Raw genomic sequence first — 24,199 nt, forward strand, 5'->3', positions numbered from 1 at the left:
TAAAATAAGAATAAAAAGAAAAGAAGTGATGTTTTAAATCAATATCATTTCTTTTCTTGTACAGTGAGATTTTTTCTGTATACGTTCATCAATATAATAATACAATTGTGGATATTATAGATGCAGCTGAAATAGCTTGTGGATTCATTTTTGGAGTCCTTATAATTAAGTATATTACAAAATTTATCAAGAGAAAAAAGAAGTAGCCAATACGTTTAAATAACGTGGGTGATCCCTTTTGCAATGTCGTGATTTTAATGAAAATTGCAATTTGCTATGAAAGAATAGGGCAATCATGATTGGAAGTGGATAGAGCAGACCATAACCTTTGAATCGCTCGTTTATGATGACATCCTCCTCCCCCTGTAAGTATTCATCAGGAGGCAAATAGGATGATTTTATTGTCGTTTGCAGTCTGTGGTTGAGGTTATTTTATTCCTCGTTTTACCGAAGAACTTCGTAAGCTCTCTCCGTTATAAAGATGTTTCCTTTTCTATTGAGAACGACTAAAATATTGCAACTGATCTCATTCAAAGCCTTTGGTTTATTTTTTAGACCTCATGCCGTTCTTCCATTTTATTAGTTGTTATAATCTCTGGAAGTTTCCCCCTCTCTTTCTTCATTTTCTTTTTTCTTTGCCGATTGCTTTGCAAACAGTCTGTCCATATATTCCGAAATTTTCTTGTCTGTTACCTGCGCATAAATATGAGTGCTGGCAATAGACGAATGTCCCAACATCTTGGCGATGCTCTCCATTGGAATACCTGCCTTCAAAGTCAGCGTACCGAAGCTATGCCTTGCTACATGCCAAGTTAGCGGAGTGCGAATGCCACACGCTAAGCCCACGGTTTTGAGGTGTGTGGATAGTTTACCTTTGCTCATTGTATCAGGGAATATCTTGTAGTCTCCTTTGTGTTTCTCCTTGGTGTAGTGTGAAAGAATCTGCTCCGCTATCGGATGCAATGGTATCAGGCTCTCTACTTCTGTTTTCAGTCTTGCTTTGCGGATATACCGCTTCCCTTCGCTATTCGTTTCGATGGGAACACCTCGTTCCAAAGTAATCAAAGTAGCAAATGTATGCCTTCCGACGTGTGCCGAAAGGGGAATAGAGATTCCAGCTCGAAGTTGCAGGGCTTTGAGCTGAATGAGGTAAGCTGAATAAGCAATGGGGGCAAAGAGTGTGGCACGTTCGTCAGATTGATAACGCTCTATCAAGTGCACCGCTTCAGGCAAGAGTTTTACTCGACAAAGGTTCTCGGTCTTTTGTCTGCGGAACTTCAGCCACAACGCCCCCCTCATCGTCTGTAAAAAGGTGTTCTCGATTAAGGGCAACCATATCACAATAGGCTACGCCCGTAAAGCAGGAAAAGAGAAAGAGATTACGAGCTGTTTCCAACTCTATTTCATACGGTTCAAAAGTCAAGGCTTGCAACTTATCCAATGAAGCTCTGTCCAACGCACGAGGTTGTTTGTTCTCTCCTCGTTCTATTTCTATGTGAGCGAATAGTTGTCGCTCTGTCAAGCCCTCACGATATGCCAATCGGCAGACTTTCTTCACCGCCAAAGCCATCTTACGATAATGACCTTGCGAATGTCCCAACTTTCCGACAGAGTAATGTTGCAAGCATTCTAAGAAATCTTCTTCAATTTGACCGAATGGAATATCTGTCGTGTGGTACTTCTCACAAATAAAGGCTTGCAGGAGCTTTCGAGTAGTGTAGTAACCGTTCAGAGTAGTTGCCTTTATTTCAACACCCACCTTTTGATCCATTTCCTTGACCATTCGGTCGTATCGTTCCAAAAATGTGGTTTGAGTTTGCATACTTCCTTGGAACAGCTCCTTGATGTCCGATGCTGTAAACGTAACACCACGGTCGCAAAGGTTTTGATAAGAAGATTGTACCGAGAGTAGCAAGTGTTCCAACTTGCCATTCGTTGCCACCGCCTCACGGCTCTTACCATTTAGCCTGCTCTCACGAGCGTTCCATAACTTGGGGTCGCACGATAGCTTGCTACTGAATTGTGCCATTGTTCTACCATAGGTTATCCGTCCCATAATAGGAGCTTGTCCCGACTTGTCCAAGCCGCTCTTTTTCAGGTAGAGCAACACCTTGAATTTGTCTGTTTGCATACACTTCTTTTTTATGGGCAAAGTTAACCGTTACCGAAGCGTTTTCAGCTATGCAAAACATTTTAATACAAAGCATAAGCACCATAATAGAGAAAAGATGAGTTACCGAACTCTCTTCTGTCAGTTACCTTCTCCTTACTCTTAGTTATCATTCAGAGAATAGACTAACGATTTGGTAACGGAACTTCTGCATAAATCCACGCTTTCTGCACTTTTACACCCTATGCAAATCATAGAGATATACTGCAAATCCCTCTCATTTCCATTTACTTACCTCTCATCTATAACCTAATACCCTTTCCGCTGATAGTTCCCTAAGTTTTTTATCTTAGGGATTTATTTTTTTTTGTTATTTTATTTTGAAATGCCATTCTATGTCTTTCTGTTTCATTTCATCATTATCTAATTTTAGTTTACATTGTTTTGGGTCTGGACCAGAAACTTCTATAGATATATTGTGCATAGTATTTCGTATTATATCAACAGTCTTTTGGTCTTGATAAACAGTTCCGTCAGCTTTAGTCCATTTTAGATCCAATATGAGTTTTCCATTAAATTTGTTTAAATAAAGTTCATCTAACTTATTAGTAAATGGCTGGATATAAGAATGATCATAAAATGTATCTTGTGCACTTATCTTTATATATTCTTCATTATTGTTATAAGATATTTCTATAGTTCCTTCTTTAGGAGGTTTAATCTTAAAATGTAACCCATATACAAGTTTTTTTAAATATATTTCAGGTAAAATATTTGATGTAGGCTTGTAATCTTCTATAAAACCATAATATTTATAAATACAAGGAAACTTAGTTGGTTCTTTTTGCTTCATAATATTTATGTAACCTTCTTTTAATACGCAAAGGTTTTCAGATGTAGAATAAATAAAGGTGTTAGTAGCTTCTGTTGGCTTTTGATCTCCATGAAGGAAAGGCTTTTCATAAAATAAGTTTTCATGAAATAATTTATCCTCATAGTCTTGTATGGCGATACATTCAAATTTATAAGTATTTATTTCTGGTAATTCAAGTGTAATTTTTGAAGGATCAGTGAAAAGACCATAAGCGTATTTAGAATATTCTGTGTCTTTGCTTTTCTTAGCATAAACGTTTATGCCATAAACAATTTCAGGGCTTAGCTGAACATTATTAGGTTCTCCTCTCATAGGAGATGTTTCTTGAGCTAAACTTAATGTTACTGTTTTTTTTGTAAGCATTGATTTTTCTGTACTATTTTCGCCTTCTTCGAGCATAGGCTTACTACAAGAACTAAAAGTGTATGTTAATAACAAGACACTTGAAAGGATTAATAGATATTTAGTCATAAGTTTAATATGATAAAAAAAACGATGTAAAGTTATAATGATATGATTAAAAAAAACGAAACCCTTAAGTTAAAACATTCTAAAAGCAAAGAAGTTCTATATTTTCAAAGAATAATATAAAGCATTTAAATATTTTTTTTAATAAGTTTTCATGCTATATGACATATATTGTGGAGTATTTGCATTATCTTTGTAATAAAGACAAAATGTAAAAATATGATTACAGAACCAATTGACTATAGTGTAAATGTACGTGGAAAGTTGATAAACTTAGGTAATCCACAGGTAATGGGTATTTTAAATGTTACACCTGACTCGTTTTTTGCAGATAGCCGTAAGCAGACTGAAATAGAAATATATAATAGAGCAAACCAAATAGTAAGTGAAGGTGCATCAATTATAGATATAGGTGCTTGCTCAACACGTCCAGGAGGAGAGGTCGTAAGCGAAAAAGAGGAAATGGCTCGCCTTGCCTTTGCCTTACCTATAGTAAAAAGAGCACAGCCTGATGCAGTTCTTTCTATAGATACTTTTCGTGCGTCTGTAGCAAGAAGATGTGTTGAAGAGTTTGGCGTTGATATTATTAATGATGTAGAAGAAGGTAAAGATCCTGATATGTTTAAGACGGTAGCTAAACTAAAAACTCCTTATATATTAATGTCTGTGGCTGCTAATTTACAAGATCTTCTTATAAATTTCTCACGCGAGGTAGAAGAGTTGCGTTCTATAGGGCAAAAAGATATTATTCTTGATCCGGGCTTTGGGTTTGGCAAAACACCAGTTTCAGGTAATTATGAGATATTGAGTGTAATGGAGCGTATACAAATATTGGAGCTTCCTATTCTTGTGGGGATTAGTAGGAAAAGAATGATTCATCAGTTTCTTGGAATTACGGTTGAAGAGAGTTTGAATGGAACAACAGTATTAAACACCATTGCACTATTAAAAGGTGCTAATATCTTGCGTGTCCATGATGTAAAACAAGCTGTTGAGGCTGTAAAAATTGTAAACAGATTAAGAGGAAAGTAAGAATATATGTTTTTTGAATTTGGTATAAAGGACGTTATCGATATAGTATTAGTTGCATTAATACTTTACTATATTTACCGTTTAATGAAGGAGACACGCTCATTAAACGTGTTTATCGGTATTATGGTATTTGTTATAGTGTGGCTTATAGTTAGTCAGGTATTAGAAATGCACTTGTTGGGTGGTATTTTGGACAAGTTAGTTTCTGTAGGTATGATTGGCTTAATCGTCCTTTTTCAAGAAGAGATACGTCATTTTCTTTATAGCTTAGGTGCTCATGGAAAATTAAAAAGTATTATGAAACTCTTTGGTAGGGATAAGAAGAGTGAAGCTGATAAAGAAACAATAATGCCCATTGTGATGGCTTGCATGAGTATGAGTCGTGCTAAGATAGGAGCTTTAATTGTTATAGAGCGAGGGGTTATACTTGATGATATAGTAGCTACAGGCGATTTTATAGATGCTCGTATAAACCAACGCTTAATAGAAAATATATTTTTTAAGAACTCTCCATTACATGATGGAGCAGTGATTATTTCGAATAAAAGATTAAAAGCAGCTGGTTGCATTCTGCCTGTAAGTCATAAGCAAGATATTCCTCGTGAGCTTGGGCTTAGACATCGTGCAGCTATGGGTATATCACAAGATTCTGATGCTTTGGCTATTATTGTTTCAGAAGAAACAGGACGTATAAGCGTAGCTATGCATGGAGAGTTTCAGTTGCGATTATCTGCAGAGCAGTTGGAAAGTATTTTAACAAAGGAAATGTAATATCTTACTTGTGCTATTCACTTATAATTGCTATCTTTGCATTGCAAATACTGATATTAAACAAGATTTTTAAATATATAATATGGACTTATTAGAGCAAATCGTTGCGCGTGCTAAAGCTGATAAGCAGCGTATCGTGCTCCCCGAAGCTGAAGAGGAGCGTACACTTAGAGCAGCAGATAAAGTGTTAGCTGATGATATAGCTAATCTTATTCTTATAGGCAATCCTGCTAACATTCAGGAAGCTGCTACAAAATGGGGGTTAAATAATATTAGAAAGGCTACTATTATAGACCCAGAGAACAACCCTCATACAGGAGAGCTTGCGGAGAAATTGGTAGAGCTACGAAAGTCTAAGGGAATGACCATAGAACAAGCTCACCAACTTGTTACAAAAAACAATCTGTATTTAGGCTGTATGATAATAAAGACAGGTGGTGCTGATGGGCAGATTTCTGGAGCTTTATCTACTACGGGTGAAACGCTTCGCCCTGCTTTACAAATAATAAAATGTGCCCCAGGCATATCTTGTGTTAGTGGTGCGATGCTTGTACTAACCCATGAGCAACATTATGGTGAGAATGGTATAGTAGTAATGGGCGATGTAGCAGTAACTCCTAATCCTACTGCTGACCAGCTTGCACAGATAGCTTATGCATCTGCAGAAACGGCAAAGAGCGTTGCCGGATTTAAAGATCCGCAGGTAGCTATGTTAAGTTATTCTACTAAAGGGTCTGCTAAAGATGCTATAGATAAGGTAACAGGTAAGAGCGTATATGTTATTGATAAAGTGGTAGAGGCTACAAAGATAGCTAAAGAAAAGTATCCTAATCTTAAGGTAGATGGTGAATTGCAGTCTGATGCTGCCCTCGACCCAAAGGTTGCATCTATTAAAGCCAAAGGGTCAGAAGTGGCAGGTAAGGCTAATGTCCTCGTTGTACCTACGTTGGAAGTAGGTAATATAGGTTATAAGCTTGTTCAGCGTTTAGGCGGTGCTAAGGCTATAGGTCCTATTCTTCAAGGTATTGCTCGTCCTGTAAACGATCTTTCGCGTGGTTGTTCTGTAGATGATATTTATTATATGGTGGCTATTACTGCTTGTCAGGCTCAAAACGCAAAGGCTAATGAGTAAGAAATATACAAAAAAGAAAATATAAAATATAAGTAAAAACTATATTAGAAAAACAATAATAATGAATATATTAGTATTAAACTGTGGAAGCAGTTCCATCAAATATAAGCTATATAATATGGATAGCGAAAGTGTTTTGGCACAAGGTGGAGCAGAGCGCATAGGGTTAGATGAGGCTTTTGTAAAAGTAACGTTAAAAGATGGCAGTAAAAAGAAAATAATGCATGATATGCCCGATCATAAAGAAGGTGTAAAATTTGTTTTCGATTTATTGTTAGATAAGGAAATAGGTTCTATTAAAAGCCTTGACGATATAGATGCAGTAGGTCATCGTGTAGTTCAGGGTGGCGATTTGTTTGAAAAGAGTTGCTTAATAACTAAGGAGGTAGAAGCTGGCATTGAGGGGTTGATAGATCTTGCCCCTGTGCATAATCTTGGTCATTTGCGAGGTATTCGTGCTGTTAATGCCTTAATGCCTAAAACACCACAAGTAGCAGTTTTTGATAACGCATTTCATAGTACAATGCCACAGTATGCTTATATGTATGCTATTCCTTATGAATATTATGAGAAATATCATGTTCGTCGTTATGGTTTTCATGGAACTAGTCATCGTTATGTATCACAACGTGTATGTGATATGCTTGGAGTGGATATAAAAAAACAGCGTATTATAACTTGTCATATAGGTAATGGAGCATCTGTTGCAGCTATTAAGGGAGGAAAGGTTATTGATACGTCTATGGGTCTAACTCCACTTGAAGGTTTGATGATGGGGTCTCGTTCTGGTGATATTGATGCTTCTGTAGTTACTTATTTGATGGAAAAATTAGATAAAAAGCCACAGGAAATGGCAGATCTTTTAAATAAAGAATCTGGAGTATTAGGTATTACTGGTATTAGTTCGGATATGCGTGAAATAGAAAATGCATACGAGCAAGGCAATGAGCGTGCTACATTAGCTTTACAAATGTATAATTATCGTATTAAGAAATATATCGGAGCGTATGCTGCTGCTATGGGTGGTGTAGATATTATAGTGTGGACTGCAGGTGTTGGTGAAAATCAGGTTTCTACTCGTTTAGAATCTTGCTCAGGATTAGAGTTCCTTGGTGTTAAGATAGATGTAGAGCGTAATAACGTTCGTGGCAAAGAAACAATAATTTCATCTGACGACTCAAAAGTAAAAGTAGTACTTGTTCCTACTGACGAAGAGATAGTTATTGCTCGTGATACAAGAGATGTTGTTAATAGTTTAGAGAAAAATTAGTTATTAGGAACTATAGAATATGAGTATTGTTAGAAAAGTCTGTTAACGACTGAACTTATTTATATCTCTATAGTTCCTTATATTTTAATAGTTATAATTACTTGTTATTTTATTATGACTCAAGAAGAAAAATTAGCCATTCAAGAGCGGATAGTAGAAGTGCTTAAGACTGTTTACGATCCAGAGATTCCTGTTAATATCTATGATTTAGGTATGATTTATAAGATTGACATAGATGATGATGGTAATCTTGATATGGATATGACCTTTACTTCACCTTCTTGTCCTGCTGCCGACTTTATTTTTGAGGACGTGCGTACTAAAGTAGAGAGCATAGAAGGAGTAAAATCTGCTAATATTAATCTTGTCTTCGAACCGGCATGGGATCAAAGTATGATGTCAGAGGAAGCAAAGGTGGAATTAGGATTTGATTAGCTGTTGTCTTATATAAAAGCATTATCATGACTATCAATATTATATAATAAAGTTATACGCAAAAGGTTACTTATGAAGAACATCTATTTTCTTTCAGATGCTCACCTTGGTTCGTTGGCAGTTGAGCATAAGCGTACACAAGAAAGGCGTTTGGTACGTTTCTTAGATAGTATAAAAGATAAGGCGGAGGCTATTTATCTTTTAGGTGATATGTTCGATTTTTGGGACGAATATAGGTATGTTGTTCCTAAAGGTTTTACACGTTTTCTTGGTAAAATTTCAGAGCTTACAGATAGTGGAATAGAAGTTCATTTTTTTATAGGTAATCATGATATTTGGACATATGGATATTTAGAAGAAGAGTGTGGGGTAATTATTCATAGAAAGCCTGTTACCATAGAGCTTCATGATAAGGTGTTTTACCTTGCTCATGGCGATGGTTTAGGCGATCCGGATGTTAAATTTAGGTTACTTCGTAGTGTCTTTCATAATAGGTTTTGTCAGCGTTTACTCAATTTCTTTCATCCTTGGTATGGAGTTCAGTTAGGGTTAAAGTGGGCAAAGCATAGCCGCATGAAGCGTATCAATGGGAAAGAGGCGTCTTTCTTAGGAGAGGAGAAAGAATTTTTAGTGCGCTATTCTAAAGAGTATATAGAGCAATATCCTGATATTGATTATTTTATTTATGGTCATAGACATATTATGCTCGATTTAAAGCTTAATCATAATGCTCGTATGCTTATACTTGGCGACTGGATTTGGCAGTTTTCTTATGCAGTTTTTGATGGAGAACATCTGTTTTTAGAACAATATGTAGAAGGGGATACTTACCTTGGCTAACCAAGAATTGTTATAAAAAAAAAGTAGTCTTGTTATTTTTTATATGAAAACAAGTTATATATTTGGCATGAAAAGATAACCATTATAAAGGGAAAAGCTAAACGTTGCGCACCAAAAATAATTTATTTTTATTGCATTTTTAATTTATTTTTATATAAAAAATAATTTATTTTTATCTTCAAATATTCGTGCTTGTTTATTAAAAAGATATGTTTATAATCAACAAAAAGGCATAATAGTTAAATAACTATTATGCCTTTTTTGTTGTCCCAGGCGGATTCGAACCACCACTGACAGAACCAAAAACTGTAGTGCTACCATTACACCATAGGACAATTGCGCTGCAAAGGTATGTTTTTTTTCGCTATTTTCCAAAATATTTAACAACAAATTTTCTTTTATCTTTTTGTAGATAAGATTTTTGTATATAATCTACTTTTTATAGTTACTTTTAGATATATATTGTTTTTTTTAAGTACTTTTGCCTCATTAATCAAATGAAATATTATGAGTTATAACTTATTAAAAGGTAAAAAGGGAATAATTTTTGGAGCTCTTAATGAAAATTCTATCGCATGGAAAGTAGCAGAGAGAGCTGTTGAGGAAGGTGCTACAATAACTCTTTCTAATACCCCCGTAGCTGTAAGAATGGGCACTGTAAGCGAGTTATCGAAAAAACTTCATTGTGAGGTAATACCTGCCGATGCTACAAATGTAGAAGATTTAGAGAATGTATTTAAGCGTTCTATGGAAATATTAGGCGGTCAGGTAGACTTTGTTTTACACTCTATAGGTATGTCTCCAAACGTTCGTAAGCATCGCACGTATGACGACCTCGATTATACAATGCTTAATACTACGCTTGACATATCGGCTTTATCTTTTCATAAAATGATACAAAGTGCTAAAAAGCTTAATGCCATAGCTGATGGAGGCTCTATTGTAGCGTTATCGTATGTAGCAGCACAGCGTACTTTCTTCGGTTATAATGATATGGCAGATGCTAAGGCTTTATTAGAAAGTATAGCACGTAGCTTTGGATATATTTATGGTCGTGAGCATAATGTACGTATTAATACTATTTCTCAAAGTCCAACAATGACTACTGCAGGCTCTGGCGTAAAAGGTATGGATCGCTTGTTTGACTTTGCTGACCGTATGTCTCCTTTAGGAAATGCTTCAGCCGCAGAATGTGCCGACTATTGTATTGTTATGTTTTCTGATCTTACACGTAAGGTTACTATGCAGAATCTCTTTCATGATGGAGGTTTCTCTAATGTAGGTATGAGTCTTAGGGCTATGACGACTTATGAGAAAGGTCTTGAAGAGTTTATGGATAAAGATGGAAAAATTATTTATGGATAATAAAAGTAAGTTTATGTCCTTAAAAAGTTATGCTTATATAAAATAAAGTGCAAGTGGTTTATACTTATCTATGCATAAAAGTTAATAACAAAACAGTATAGATTTTATTTGTAGATATAAGCATTTAAACATTTGAGGAACAGATAAAAACTTATAAAACATATTAAAAAAAGGCTGATAAGCAATCAGCCTTTTTTTTGTTGCTATATATTAACGATAAGAAGTATATATAAAGTATGAAAAAAATAAAGTTATTACCTTTTTAAACATAATAATAGAGCCTGTTAAAGAGAATTATATGTAAATTTGTGTTGGTTTATGTAATATGTCATATCTATATAAAGTAAACTTGATAATATACTAAAAATAAATCTAAAAATAAAAACAATAACATATATAAGATGGCACAAGCAAAAAGAATAGTAGAGTGTGTACCTAATATCAGTGAAGGTCGTGATGAGGAAATAATAAAAGAGATAGCTACAGAGATAGAAAAAGTAAAAGGAATAAAGCTCCTTAATATAGATTCTGGGAAAGCTGCTAATCGTACGGTAATGACTTTTGTAGGTAGTCCTGAAGATGTTGTAGAAGCAGCTTTTTGTTGTGTACAAAAATCATCTCAGCTTATAGATATGCGCCAGCAGCATGGTGCACATCCTCGCATTGGTGTTACAGATGTATGTCCTTTAATCCCTATATCAGGAATCACTTTAGAAGAATGTGCATCGTTGGCATGTACATTAGCCGAACGTATAGCTACAGAGCTGAAAGTGCCTTGTTATTGCTATGAAGCTGCAGCAAAGATACCAGAAAGAAGAAACCTTGCAGTATGTAGAAAGGGTGAATATGAAGGATTGAAAGAGCGAATGATGATACCAAAGGAGTTTCCCGATTTTGGCGCACGCCCTTGGGACGAGGCTATGGCACGTACAGGCTGCACAGCTGTTGGTGCACGCAATTTTCTTATAGCAACAAACTTTAATTTAAACACTACTTCCATACCTTATGCTAACGAGATAGCTTTTGATGTGCGAGAGAAGGGCAGACCACTACGTGTAGGAGGCTCGTTAGTGGGCAAGATAATGAAAGATGTTAATGGTAAGAATATTATGATACCGGGAACATTGAAAGCAACAAAGGCTATCGGTTGGTATATTGACGAATATGGCATAGCACAAGTATCAATGAATATCACCGATATTAATGTTACTCCTCTTCATATAGCCTTTGAAGAAGTGTGTCGTTGTGCACAAAAGCGTGGTATTAGCGTAACCGGCACAGAGATTATCGGACTAATACCTAAACAAACATTGATAGATGCAGGTAGATATTTTCTTGAGAAACAAAACTGCTATAATGATGTTTCGGAAGATGAGATTATACAAGTAGCTATTAAAACGATGGGGTTAAACGATATAAAACAATTTAATCCACATGATAGAATTATAGAATATCTTTTATAAGTTCCTAAAAAAACTAACTAAAAAAAACGTTATAAAAGTATGAAAACATATAGGTATTTACTAATAATGTAAATGTATCTTATAAAAATGATAAGATGATAAGTATTAGTTTTGGAAAAAGAAGGGAGGTTATTTTTCTCTCTTCTTTTTTTTATTATAATGCAATTAATTAGGTACCTTTGTATATATTCTTTTCTTACGTTGCAAAAGAGTGTTGTATTGTGTTGTTAGCTCATGTTGCAACTTAAGATACATTTTATAAAACATAGTAATATATATAGACAATGAGTAAAATGAGTGTAAAACCTATAAAAGAGTTGGCAGATATGTTGCCACAAATGAAGCAGTGGATGGAAGCTATGCATCGAGACCCTGAGCTTTCTACACAAGAGGTAAATACAGGTAAATACATAGCTAAACTTTTAAAAGATATGGGCTATGAGGTATATGAGCATATTGGTAAAAATGGTATAGAAGGTGTCGTTGGAGTGCTTAGCAATGGGGAAGGTAAAAAAAAGATAGGTATTAGAGCAGATATGGACGCTCTTCCTATACAAGAAATAAACGATTTACCTTATAAGAGTAGGCATGATGGTATCTCTCATCTATGTGGTCATGATGGGCATAGCACTATGGCGCTTGGTGCTGCTAAATATCTATCGGAAACTAAAAATTTCAATGGGACTGTTTATTTTTATTTCCAACCAGCAGAAGAAACTATGCAAGGTGGTCCTTCAATGATAGATGACGGACTTTTTAAGAAGTTTGATGCTGACCGAATATATGCTATACATAACATACCAGGGTTACCTAAGGGAATGTTACATTTTCATGATGGTGAGACAATGTCGGCTGTAGACAATTGGGAAATACGTCTTATGGGGCGTGGGGGGCATGGCTCAATGCCTGAATTGAGTGTCGACCCTGTTGTAGCTGGAGCTTCTTTAGTAATGGCATTACAAACAATAGTGTCGCGTAACCTATCACCGTGGCATAACGGTGTGGTTACAATAGGGTCATTTCAGGCAGGAAATGCAGGAAATGTTATTCCTGATGAAGCTGTTTTAAAGCTATCTATGCGTAATATGCAGGCAGATGGTAGAAAACTGGTGTTAAAGCGTATTCGTGAGATAACAGCAGCACAAGCAGAAAGTTTTGGCTGTAAGTATGAGATAAAAGAAGGTCAGCCCGGAGCAGTATTATTCAATTCGCATGAGGAAACTGCCTTTGCAGCTGAAGTGGCTCGTAAATATTTTGGAAAAGAAAATGTAGTGTATCCATGCAAGCCGTTTATGAGCAGTGAAGATTTTGCTTTTATGCTGCAAGAAAGACCGGGAAGCTATATTATGATAGGTAATGGTGAAACTCCTATGGTACATAATCCAAAGTATATATTCGATCAAGATATACTTCCTATAGGTGCTTCTCTGTGGGTAGCTTTATGTGAGGAGTATTTAAGGTAATACTTAGTGTTAAAAGAAATAGAGGAAGAAAATATTTTATCAATTACTCGTTTTTTTTTCATAAAGAATAATTTATATCTAAAATAAGGAACAGAATTGCTCTGTTCCTTATTTTTATTTACCTTTGCAATAGTATCTTTATCGACAAATTCAATGCTAAACAAAAACATTAGATTACAGATTATCAAGCTCATTAAAGAGCAGGTGGTACCTGCTATTGGGTGTACAGAGCCTATGGCAGTAGCGCTTAGTGCTGCTCGTAGTGCAGAGCTTTTAGGTTGTTGTCCAGAATCTATCTTGGTGTACTTATCCCCCAATATGCTTAAAAATGCTATGGGAGTGGGCATTCCTGGTACAGGAATGATAGGTTTACCCATAGCTATTGCTTTGGGTGCACTTATAGGAAAATCTGAATATAAGTTAGAAGTTATAAAAGATCTTACTTCAGAAAGTTTAGAAGAAGGTAAGCGTTACATAGCTAAACATGATATAGATATTAAGCTGAAAGAGAATATTTCTGATAAGCTCTATATAGAAGTGAGGTGTAAAGCAGGTGATAGATGTGCAACGTCTATAATTACTAAGTCGCACACCAATTTTGTATATGAGAGTATAGATAATAATGTGTTATTAGATAGACGTAACGAGGAAAGCGAAGAAGTGGAAGATAATGGCATAAAGCTAAATCTTCGCATGGTATACGATTTTGCTATCACCTCACCAATATCAGAGATTGAATTTATACATGAGGCTAAACGTTATAATATGCGTGCAGCTCAAGCCGCTTTAAAGGAAAATTATGGGCATTGTTTAGGTAAATTGATGGAACGCCCTTTAGGTCGTGGTATCTTTGGAAATTCTATCTTTTCGCATATAATATCTAAGACAGCATCAGCATGTGATGCTCGTATGGGTGGGGCTTTAATACCTGTAATGAGTAATAGTGGGTCTGGTAATCAGGGCATTTGTGCTACTAATCCGGTAGTAGTGTTTGCTAAAGAGAACGAAAACACTAAAGAAGAGCTAATTCGCGCTTTAACTTTAAGTCATCTTACAGTTATCTATATTAAGCAAAGTTTAGGCAGATTATCTGCCCTTTGTGGTTGCGTTGTTTCAAGTATAGGTTCAAGTTGTGGTATTACTTATTTAATGGGAGGTGATTATGATAGTATTTGTAGATCGGTAAAAAACATGATAGCTAATCTTACGGGTATTATCTGTGATGGTGCTAAGCCAAGCTGTGCGCTTAAAATATCTTCAGGTGTTTCTACAGCAGTGCTTTCTGCCATGCTTTCAATAGAAGGAAAGTGTGTTTCTGCGGCAGAAGGTATTATAGAAGAGGACGTTGATAAAACTATTAGCAACTTAACATCTATAGGAAAAGAAGCAATGTGCCTTACCGATGATATGATTTTAAAGATAATGACAAGTAAGAGTAATTGTTAGTGAAACTTACTTTTTTTTGCTTTTCATGTTATTTTAAAATTTCCATCTTATCTGTAAATCTACATCTGTTATAACAGAAGAGTTTATCTTTTGGTAGCTATTGCCAATATGATCACGATTAAAATATTTAGTATTAGATATACGTACTATTCCTACAAAATGTTTTCCTGTAGACAAACGTGCAAAGCATGAGCTACGAATCCCTTGCCCATAAAATGAAGGAAAGCTAAAGGTGTATAGCGGAGACCGCTCGTATATATATATTCGAGATGCATAGCTGTCGGTATTAAAATATCCTAATGTGGTTGTAATAGATAGTTTTTGTAGTGGTGTATAACTAATATTTTCACTTATCATATATCCCAAGCTATACTCTTTATAATTGTTTAAAACTATATCTGTTTGCGTTTTACAATTCCATTTATTATTAATATAGCTCAAAGCTAATCGTCCTCTTTGAGTAATATCTTTAATTAATCCTTTTTTATTAACTCCGTCTTTTTCTGTTATCTTATATCTGTAGCGTGCTGATAGAATAATATTTTTATATGTGTATATGGCAGAAATAAAATTATCCCAAGCCTTACTACCTATATGAACTCTATATTTAGGATACGGGAACTGTATTATATCAGTGTATGCCTGTAAAGACAGTCCGCGTATAGGGTTGTAATTAACTCCTAAAAGTATACCGCTTTCGTTTTGTATATGACCTCCTTCGCTAAAACCTTTACTAAACAAAGAGTAGTATTTATGTCCATAAAGACGTTGTACACCAATAATGGTAAGGTTATAGGCAGCTTTCCACGAAAGCATATTCATGGTAGCTATGGCTCCGATATTATTAGTGGCTGTTTCTCCTTGCAAATTCCAGTGGGGTGTAAGATAGCCATAATCTATACCTATGTTCCAAAAGTTATTATCTTGAGGAGCATATTTTTTGTAACTTTCATTTTTGTTTTGTTGTAAAGGTTTATCAAAACAAGTAAATAGTACTGACGCGCCGATATGAAAGCCACCACTATTCCAACGTGTAGTCATTCCCGTAGCTAATTGTGCAGCATTATTTTTTTTCATCATTTCGTTTTTTGTCCTGTGATATCCCGTTTTTAGAATAGTTTGTATACCTCCTCCTTTCTTATTAAGTGTTGCGTCTATATTGCGGTAAGATATGAACCCTGTGAGGTCTATGTGTTTGCTAATAGCTACTGTGGCAGCAGCTCCTTGCAAGTAGTTATATGCCGAACGTGAAGAATGTGCACTAATAATGGTAGACTGTCTACCTAAGGTTTGCATCATAGTAAGTTTGCCAAGACTAAATGAGGAATTTATTATTAGTCCTTGACCTATCGAGATTTTGTATCTTCCTATAGAAAGTGTTTTTAATATGCCAAGTTTTTTTATTAAAACATAAAAGCTATAATGATCATACCCTGCACTATTCTTGTTAGCCAAGAAAGGTTCTCCTGCATCTTGTGCTCCTATTAATCCTGCCTTTATATAGTCGGATAGATGGAATGTGTAACGAAAAGAATGCTGATACTTATAACCTAAATATCCGTTTTTATCGCCCTTACGCTCGTAAAATGGTATTTTATAAGTAAACATAACATCATGTTTTCCATATTTTAAAATGTTTTTTATAGATGGGAAATTCTTTTTCTCTATTTGTTTTACATAAACAAAAAAACTAAGTAACTTTCGCCGAATATCATCTAACGATTCTATCATTGTTAATTCTCCCAGTGTTTCCATACCATGATATTGATAAATATATGCTAAAATATCCTCTATTTGTTGTTCGCTTAGGAAAGGGAAACGCTCTAAATCCTCCCGAGTAGCTATATTTAGATTGATAGGATGTTCTGCGAGATCAGCTAAAAGCTCTAATGTTTCTTCATTAGTATAACTACTTTCATCTTCTATAGATGAAAGTTCATAAATATATTGTTCCCAGCTTTTGTTACTTTGTGCCAAAGAAAGAGCACTTATAAAACATAATAAAAACGTTAAGGCAATATATTTCATGAAAAATAGCTTAGGTTTAATTATTGCAAATGTCGTATAATTTTATAAAATATACAAGAATTATTTTAAAAAGATAATATCTATATTAAGTGTTTTATTTTATAGGATATTACCATTCGGAACAAAAGAAGATATATTCATTCTAACTATCTATTTGTATAAAAAAGGCGTAATAGACATCTGGATATTTTTTCAGTATACCAAAGGTCTATTGCGCCACCTTTTACAAGTTTTTATAAGCTAACAGTTTGGTTACATGTTATACCCAATTCCTAAAGAGAGGTAATCCACATCGTAGTATGTCATAGCGTGGTGGTATGCTGCACGAAGGTTTATATCTTTAAGCAGTTGTACACCTGCACCAAAGGTAATTGCTTTATTGCCCTTATTGCTATATTGATATCCTATACAAGCCGAAAGACTATTTTTATAGATATATTCCACACCAGTAGATAATAGTTTCTCAGTAGCATCTTTTGGGATAAAATATCTACAAGATAAGGCATAGGTTAAGGTATGCTGCTTACTTAGATTAAATTTCCAATCTCCTCCAATAATTATTGATGTAGGTAGAGATTGTGGGGTACCAGTATTATTATATTTTACCGGTTTACCAAAATCTAATAGTCGTACGCCAAAAGTTAAGCATGTGGGTAATGATGCAGTTAAATTAAATATGTTTTGGTATGCAGCACCTACTGATAGAGATAAAGCTGTAGTTTTAGTAGCAGCTTCGCTTTTAATATAACTAAAAGTAGTAAATGCAGCTATTTTTGGTGTAACCAGAAACGAACATCCAAGGTCTATTGCAGCATCATATGGATGGAAAGTTTGAGGTTCATTAATAGTTTTAACGCTGTTTACATGTAAGCCACCAAGATAACGCACGCCTGCCATGATAGCCGTACCGCTATTAAATCTATAACCTCCTCCTAAGTTATATTGCATCAAACGTCCTGCATCGGTTTTCTCTTGTGCTGTAATGCAGGCATTTATATCAAATGTTTTTTTATTAAATGACATTGCAGCAGGGTTGTCATAAATATACATTTCGTTGGTATTTCCCATTGTTACTCCACCCATAGCTGAGCTTTTTACACTGGTAGTACCTTCTAATACTGGTAAAATCCTGCTCTGAGCCATACCTTTATAGGTTATGCTTATGGCAATTATTAGTAGTATGCTCTTTATTTTATTCATAGTTTTGTAGTATCTTATTTTTTAATAAAAGTGTGTTTGCTTGTTACTCGCTTTGTCTTCAATAGCAAATAATAAGTGCCAGGAGCTAACCTGTCAATACCAAGAGTTATTTCGTGTGTAATATCATTTGGGATTAGCTTTGTCTCTATAACTTTTCTTCCGTTAAGCATAGTAACAATAACTTCAACATCATTAACATTACTCCTCATAAGTGCCTTAATATAGCTATGCGCAGGTATAGGGTATATTGCATGAACATCAGGTGCATTATCATTTGTTACACGAACATTAAAGCTAACAGAGCTTTCTTTACTTCCATTGGTAGCAGTAAGCTTAATGGTTGCTATACCATAAGAAACAGGTGTAATTATAATATTATGTCCTTGTATGGCAACATCTGCTATTTGCTTATTACTTGATATGGCATGATATCGTAAATGTGCAATATCATTAGTAGCAAAAACGTTATTAAGGTTTATTATTGTAGGCTTATCACTTTTAAATAAGGAAATATCGCTTAATGTTGTTGTTATCTGAGGTGCTTTTTGTTCAACAACTTCATAGGCAAACTTCTCTGTATGTTTTCCACCAAGCTGATCGGTTAGTGTTACAGAGAACTCGTATTTACCTACTTTTCCTATTTTAATAAGTAAGTCAAATTTATCACCTATACGTTTTAGTTCTACTCCTTGTGGTAATTCTGTAGTAGTGTAAGTCCAGCTGTGATTATCCTCATCTTTAATGGTAAATATCTCATGATAATAAGGCTTAGTATTGAGCAAACTCAAAGCCTGTGGCAGATGTGTAGTAAATATAGGTGCATGGTTTAAACGTGTTTTAAATTCTGTTGTAGCAGTCTTAGAACGATTGTTAGATCTATCACGTGCCGTCATCTTTACTACATATCGAGTGTTAGTTTCGAGATTTAAAAAAGTTTGTTCCATATTATCATTCACCTGCGAATCGTATGAGTAACGCGTGAGCGTTTGTACAGGTTTAGACATATCATCTTTTTTGTATAGTTCTATGTCGTAAGCAAAAGCTGTGTGTTGCTCGTTTGGAGCATCGTTGTCAGAAGTTACGTTCCATGTTATAGTGGCATCGTAATAACCTTTTATAGCATCTGTCGAATAGTCGGTAACGGAAATTACAGGTGCTGCAGGTTTTTCTGTTTCTGCATCAGCTAAAGCTAAGTTGGCGTCTACAAATCCTATTCCCATTTTACCTGCTAAGTTTTGGTCACTCTTTATAGCATAAGGGCTTTGAGGTTTTACTGCACCTAATATGCGTTTACGTAGATCTTCGTTGGTAAAATTATTGTTTTGTTTACCGAATTTTGATATTACTAAGGCGGCAATACCTGTAACATGTGGTGTAGCCATAGATGTGCCTTGTGCAAAGGCATATAGATTATTATCTGGTAAAGTAAAGTCGGTATTAGGATATGGACCTGTTTTACCATAGACATAATTTTTTGGCACTGTGCTTAGTACACCTTTGTTTACTTCTCCTGTTTCAGTAGTGCCTCCGGGAGCTAAAATATCTACCCATGTACCTTTGTTCATGTAGTCTGTAGGTATACCTTGACTATTTATAGCACCTACAGCTATTACACGTTTATATGATGCTGGTATCATGTCTATGTCGTATTGTGCATCGTTTCCAGAAGCAAAGAAGATTAATCCCCCTTTCATATAAGCATTAGGTTTTTTATTTCCATTACCATCACATCCTGCTATATCGGTGAAATAATCTATACCATCTTTTAAAAGTTGAAATTGATTTTTAAAGATGCTTTGAAAGTTTTCGTTGTTAAGATATTTAGAACGATCGAAAGCATACCCCCAAGAACAGTTCATGATAGATGCACCATGCTCAGCAGCAAATTCAAAAGCCTTTACAATAGATGCTGTGCTTGCTGTTTCTTTAGTGCCATCATGTCCATATATTTCACAGCTCATTAGTCTTACACCTGAGTTTTTATCACCATTGCCACCAGCAATACCACATACACCTATATTATTATTGTTGCGTGCAGCAATAGTACCTGCAACATGAGTGCCATGTGCTCCGGGTATTATATCATTAGCTCTCCCGTTACCTGTTTCATCAGCCCAAAAGTTGCGTCCATGTATTGTTTCTCCAGTAGTAGGATCTTTTCCTTCCCATGCTGCACCTTGTAAGTCTTCATGTGAAAAGTCTATACCAGAGTCCATCACTGCAACAATTACATGTTCATTTCCGGTTTCTTTTTGCCATGCCGGAAACAAGTTTATGTCTGCACCAGGCTTAAATGTCATATATACATCATTGGTAGTAGTATAATGCCATTGATATTTAAGGTATGGATCTGTAAAGTTTAAGCTCCCAGTACCATTGTTAGCTGCTTGTAACTGGTCTTGTCTTATAGATGCGCGTGTAAAAGGAGTAAACGATGTTTGCACAGGTGCTATTTTTATACTGCCTTGAGCAATATCTATAGCAGGATCATTCTTTAATTCTTTAATAACTTTATTTACATCGGCATGTTTATCAAATTTCACGATGAACCATCTATCTAATCCCCTTTTATGTTTTAAGTTGGCATATTCGTTGTGCATATTAAACACTTGTTCCACTTTTACATTTTGCTTATTAAATATAGCAGCTCGTGTAATATGGCTTGTTACAGCTCGTGTTGTAGGCGTTATACTTGTTTTTAGTTTTATATAAGCCATTCCTGGTTCCCAAGGTAATGAGATGTCATCTTGAGAGGTTGTGGTATTTGTGTTTGTAGGTTCTGTTAATGTATTATCAGAACAGCCAAACATTACCGTTGATAATAAGATAATACCAACTACTAAAGAATATATGTTTTTAATCACTTTCATTATTTACTCTTTTTAATAGTTAAACTTCTTCTTAACAAGGTCTACATAGTGTTTACTCTTGTAATAGATTACAACTGTACGTGTTTCTTGTGGTCGCATATCTATAAGATCTTCATCGCCTCTGTAGAAGGATACAAATCCGCCATCAGCCTCTCTTACTACGTTATATCCTTTATTTTGAAAAGCATTACGTGTACTAAAAGGTATAGAGTAATCGTTCCATGTGTAAACGCCTGGCGTTCCTTGTTCCTCAACGGTATAAAAAATATCGTTACCTTTATAAAATACTTGACATGATCCAACAGTTCCGCTTAGATCGCGATTAGCTACTAATCCTGCATCAATATCTTCTGCGGTAACACCTTGCCAATTAAAAAAGTATATAACGTAGGCTAGTGCTCCTCTTTCATTACTTTCGTTATTTGGAACGAAAAGCAGTCTTGAGTATTTGCAAAGAGGATCTTGTGTGGTAGCAGTAACTTTTTCGGTGTTAAAGTTGTTATTAAAGTCGGGTTTCATACCTCTTTTGCGTTCATATTCTATGACCTGTTCTAATTTAAAAGCTTTATTGTGTAGATAAGCTGATGGGAAAACTGGCAGGCTTTCTACTTTTCCGTTTGTATTTAAAGTAAGACTATTAGGCGATTCGATATATTTCATACATGCACTTCTGTAAATACCTCCATGCATTTTATAATTATCTATAGAATTGTATACATGTACTAATCGAGTCTTATTTATATCTTCACTATAATATTCTGTTTCTGTGTCAAACATTTGTTTGTTACCTAATTTAAACCCATTTTGTTTTAGCCAAGAGTCGTATGATTCCTTTTGGAAGAGTTTTTCTTTAGGAGCTTTCAGCCATGCGCAAAATATACCATTTCTACTATTGGTAGGTTGATAAAATATATATGGAGCTTGTTCACCTGATGAGTGAAAAGCATAATAAGCCTTTTCCACATCTTGTTTAAATGGTAATAAAAAGTCTTTCTCAAATGCTTTATCTCGTTGGTTATTACGTTTGTTTTCTAAATCAGTGATTTTGTTAATATCAAAGTTGTTAAAGTCCCACACAGGAAACTGGAACTGAACATATCCATTTTGAGTAATAATAAGTTGATAATGGCTATTTCCATTTGTTAAAAACAATCTACTGCTTCTGCTTGTTTGAGCCCATTTGCTATTGCGTTCAATGGGTAAGATGTTAAGTAAGAGTTTTTTTTCTTTTTGCTTTGCGCTAAATGTTAGCCATGAGTTGTTCTCTGGTTCTATTTGTTCTACACTCCATTCTTCTGAGTTTGAAATAATATTTAGCTCTATGTCTTTATGAGATTCGTGGTTATATATTATAGTTCCATTACACTCGGCTACTTTTATTATAGGGTCGCTGCCAAACTGCGTTATAGATACTATTTGCTTACCATACGAGGTAGATAATATCACTTGTGCATAACGCTCGTTGGCGTTATTGTTCTCTTTAGTATGTAAGTATAGAAGAGTTCCTTCTTTTTTAGTAGCAGTGAGCCAAGCACTTGTGTTATCTTGTATTTGCCAATTATCACCGAGCATACTTAGGTCGATAGTTTTTGTTGTCTCCTGCTTGTTTAGTGTTACTGCTTGTAATTGTTGACTTAACAAGTTATCTGTATTTCCTAAGGTAATATCTTTTTGGCATGCTGTTGCCATAAATACTATCTGTAGTAAAAAAATAAATGTTTTTATATGACTATTATGCATAAGTTATAACTTTATAGATAATAATGTATGTGTATAAATTGAGAAAAATATTTTATTTATCTTCCCAACCGGGATTGTTAATTATGTTGTTATTAATCTGTGTCTCGTTTAGTGGGAAAGGCCAAATAAACATATAATTATCAGGTTTAATGTTTACGTCAAATCCTGGAGCATAAAATTTTGCAGGGACTTTATAATAATCTTTTGCGCCTTGGAAGGAGCGTTTACTGAATCCCTGCTTCCAGCGGCGTAAATCCCACAATCTAAATCCTTCATAGGCAAGCTCGCGTGATCGTTCTTTTTTTATTTCTTGATATAATTGTTCTCCTGTGGCGTTTGTAACAGCTACTCCTCTTGATAAGCGTAATAGGTTAAGATACTTTTCTGCATTTGGAATATCACCTAAGTTATATGCGGCTTCTGATGCAATTAGATATTGTTCAGCTATACGAAAAGGTTTAGGAGCCTGGTTACCATTTGGTACGTATCCACCCCAATGTTTACTTGTAAGAGTTGCATAATTTGGATTTCCTTTAAATTTTGATATAACAAAGAGTGGTGTACGATCTTCTTTATCATTAACAGTGGTGTATACATATTCAAATAACGTCAGGGCACGATGATCTGTTTCGCTATTAAAAAGGTCGTTAATAACTTCACGTGTAGGAACATATGGAGGCTTATTATAGTTTGTGATGTCATCAGATGGTTGTTTTTCGTCCCAATATGTTGTTGTGCTTAAATCAGCTCCATAAAGAGGAGTTGTTGTAGGAATTTCGTTTTCTTTATCAACAAATGGTTGCCAAATTTGTTCTGTGCCATTATCATAAAACCACATTTGAGCAAAAGCGTCTTCACGTGGGTTAATTTTACTACCAGGTTTTGATTCGTATGGTGGTATTAGAGGGTAAGTGTTTTTGTCTATTAGCTCTTTTGCTTCGTTAAAAGCGGGAAGCATCTTTCCCATATATAAATAAACACGTGCGCGTAAAGCCTTAACAGCATCAGCACTTATCTCGCTATTTCCTGCTTTTACAGGTACATCGCTTAATAGAGAGTCAGCTTTATGCAAATCGCTTAATATCTGTTTATATGTTTGTGAGTTGGTAGCTCTTTTGGGTTTATCTATAGTAGCAGGCTGTGTAACTAATATTATTCCCAAATCTTTATCAGCTGTTTTTTCGTTATACACCATTCCCCATCGCATAGCAAGGTTAAAATAGTAAAACGCTCGTGCGAAATAAGCATTACCTAAATAATGGTTTTTGGTAGTTTGGTCATTTGTTTTTACTTCTAACTGTGGTAATTGCGTTATAACAACATTTACATCATTTAGTGCAGAATAATAAGAGTGGTAAATCTCTTGTATGACTTCATTATCTGCTTTTATAGTCCAACCGTGAAAATCGGAGTATAAGTTTCCAAATGCAGCATGTGCATTAAGCATATCTGCTTGTACTTCTTGTGGTAAAATATATCCTCCGCCAAATTTACCTCGTAAGGTGGAATATATTCCATTGTCCCATTCTTTGGCATCTTGCATGTTTTTATATGAATATCTATATAGTATATTATCGGCAGGATACCTGTCAAGGTCGCACCCTTGCAAGATAAAGCCAAAAAGTAATATTATAAAAGTAATATATTTTATTTTCATTTTAATCTATTTGTTAGTTATGTTGATTAATATTA

Annotated in this window: 15 protein-coding genes, 1 tRNA gene and 2 pseudogenes; 10 read left to right on the forward strand and 8 right to left on the reverse strand. The window is 35.0% G+C overall.

Annotated features, from left to right (window positions below; all coding sequences use genetic code 11):
- Window positions 1–579 precede the first annotated feature (579 nt).
- Both HMPREF9018_RS10775 and HMPREF9018_RS08690 read right to left on the reverse strand, forming a co-directional pair.
- Window positions 580–2,131 (reverse strand): annotated as a pseudogene (locus tag HMPREF9018_RS10775) (tyrosine-type recombinase/integrase).
- Window positions 2,132–2,480: 349 nt separating this feature from the next.
- Window positions 2,481–3,383 carry a hypothetical protein gene (locus HMPREF9018_RS08690; protein WP_198506731.1) on the reverse strand — a complete coding sequence of 301 codons (903 nt, stop codon included), beginning with the start codon at window positions 3,381–3,383 and terminating at the stop codon, window positions 2,481–2,483.
- A gap of 288 nt (window positions 3,384–3,671) precedes the next feature.
- Here HMPREF9018_RS08690 and folP point away from each other — a divergent pair, with 288 nt between their 5' ends.
- From folP to HMPREF9018_RS08720, 6 genes are all read left to right on the forward strand, one after another.
- Window positions 3,672–4,484 carry a dihydropteroate synthase gene (folP, locus tag HMPREF9018_RS08695; protein ID WP_008450621.1) on the forward strand — a complete coding sequence of 271 codons (813 nt, stop codon included), beginning with the start codon at window positions 3,672–3,674 and terminating at the stop codon, window positions 4,482–4,484.
- 6 nt (window positions 4,485–4,490) lie between these two features.
- Window positions 4,491–5,255, forward strand: a complete 765-nt coding sequence (gene cdaA / locus HMPREF9018_RS08700) for a diadenylate cyclase CdaA (RefSeq protein WP_008450645.1) — start codon at window positions 4,491–4,493, stop codon at window positions 5,253–5,255.
- Window positions 5,256–5,337: 82 nt separating this feature from the next.
- Window positions 5,338–6,387 (forward strand): phosphate acetyltransferase, encoded by a 1,050-nt coding sequence (gene pta / locus HMPREF9018_RS08705; RefSeq protein WP_008450607.1) that lies wholly within the window; start codon window positions 5,338–5,340, stop codon window positions 6,385–6,387.
- 61 nt (window positions 6,388–6,448) lie between these two features.
- A complete protein-coding gene (locus tag HMPREF9018_RS08710) occupies window positions 6,449–7,657 on the forward strand; it encodes an acetate/propionate family kinase (protein ID WP_008450649.1) in 1,209 nt (402 codons plus the stop codon).
- Between the two features lie 114 nt (window positions 7,658–7,771).
- Complete coding sequence (locus tag HMPREF9018_RS08715; protein WP_008450631.1) at window positions 7,772–8,092, forward strand: metal-sulfur cluster assembly factor; 321 nt, start codon at window positions 7,772–7,774, stop codon at window positions 8,090–8,092.
- A gap of 72 nt (window positions 8,093–8,164) precedes the next feature.
- Entirely contained in the window at window positions 8,165–8,932 is a 768-nt protein-coding gene (locus HMPREF9018_RS08720) for a UDP-2,3-diacylglucosamine diphosphatase (RefSeq protein ID WP_008450605.1), read from the forward strand.
- A 264-nt stretch (window positions 8,933–9,196) separates the two neighbouring features.
- On the opposite strand, the gene HMPREF9018_RS08725 is transcribed toward HMPREF9018_RS08720, so the two are convergent.
- A tRNA-Gln gene (locus HMPREF9018_RS08725) sits at window positions 9,197–9,267 on the reverse strand.
- A 172-nt stretch (window positions 9,268–9,439) separates the two neighbouring features.
- Between HMPREF9018_RS08725 and HMPREF9018_RS08730 the strand changes: the two genes are divergently transcribed.
- From HMPREF9018_RS08730 to HMPREF9018_RS08745, 4 genes and pseudogenes are all read left to right on the forward strand, one after another.
- Window positions 9,440–10,297 (forward strand): enoyl-ACP reductase FabI, encoded by an 858-nt coding sequence (locus HMPREF9018_RS08730; RefSeq protein WP_008450614.1) that lies wholly within the window; start codon window positions 9,440–9,442, stop codon window positions 10,295–10,297.
- A gap of 401 nt (window positions 10,298–10,698) precedes the next feature.
- Window positions 10,699–11,757 (forward strand): annotated as a pseudogene (gene ftcD / locus HMPREF9018_RS08735) (glutamate formimidoyltransferase); the annotation flags it as partial.
- A 296-nt stretch (window positions 11,758–12,053) separates the two neighbouring features.
- Window positions 12,054–13,223, forward strand: a complete 1,170-nt coding sequence (locus tag HMPREF9018_RS08740) for a M20 aminoacylase family protein (RefSeq protein ID WP_008450626.1) — start codon at window positions 12,054–12,056, stop codon at window positions 13,221–13,223.
- A 153-nt stretch (window positions 13,224–13,376) separates the two neighbouring features.
- Complete coding sequence (locus HMPREF9018_RS08745; RefSeq protein ID WP_008450635.1) at window positions 13,377–14,669, forward strand: L-cysteine desulfidase family protein; 1,293 nt, start codon at window positions 13,377–13,379, stop codon at window positions 14,667–14,669.
- A 33-nt stretch (window positions 14,670–14,702) separates the two neighbouring features.
- On the opposite strand, the gene HMPREF9018_RS08750 is transcribed toward HMPREF9018_RS08745, so the two are convergent.
- The 5 genes from HMPREF9018_RS08750 to HMPREF9018_RS08770 all read right to left on the reverse strand — a co-directional run bounded on the left by HMPREF9018_RS08750 (window position 14,703) and on the right by HMPREF9018_RS08770 (window position 24,164).
- Window positions 14,703–16,697 (reverse strand): ComEA family DNA-binding protein, encoded by a 1,995-nt coding sequence (locus HMPREF9018_RS08750; RefSeq protein ID WP_008450648.1) that lies wholly within the window; start codon window positions 16,695–16,697, stop codon window positions 14,703–14,705.
- 252 nt (window positions 16,698–16,949) lie between these two features.
- On the reverse strand, window positions 16,950–17,897 hold the full coding sequence (locus tag HMPREF9018_RS08755) for a PorV/PorQ family protein (protein ID WP_008450618.1): 948 nt from the start codon (window positions 17,895–17,897) through the stop codon (window positions 16,950–16,952).
- 14 nt (window positions 17,898–17,911) lie between these two features.
- Complete coding sequence (locus tag HMPREF9018_RS08760; RefSeq protein WP_008450604.1) at window positions 17,912–20,767, reverse strand: S8 family serine peptidase; 2,856 nt, start codon at window positions 20,765–20,767, stop codon at window positions 17,912–17,914.
- A gap of 12 nt (window positions 20,768–20,779) precedes the next feature.
- On the reverse strand, window positions 20,780–22,507 hold the full coding sequence (locus HMPREF9018_RS08765; protein ID WP_008450602.1) for a BACON domain-containing protein: 1,728 nt from the start codon (window positions 22,505–22,507) through the stop codon (window positions 20,780–20,782).
- A gap of 52 nt (window positions 22,508–22,559) precedes the next feature.
- Window positions 22,560–24,164: a RagB/SusD family nutrient uptake outer membrane protein gene (locus HMPREF9018_RS08770; RefSeq protein WP_008450599.1), complete on the reverse strand. Its 1,605-nt coding sequence runs from the start codon at window positions 24,162–24,164 to the stop codon at window positions 22,560–22,562.
- Window positions 24,165–24,199: the final 35 nt, after the last annotated feature.

Source organism: Prevotella amnii CRIS 21A-A (assembly GCF_000177355.1).
In the GTDB taxonomy this organism is placed as follows: Bacteria; Bacteroidota; Bacteroidia; order Bacteroidales; family Bacteroidaceae; genus Prevotella; species Prevotella amnii.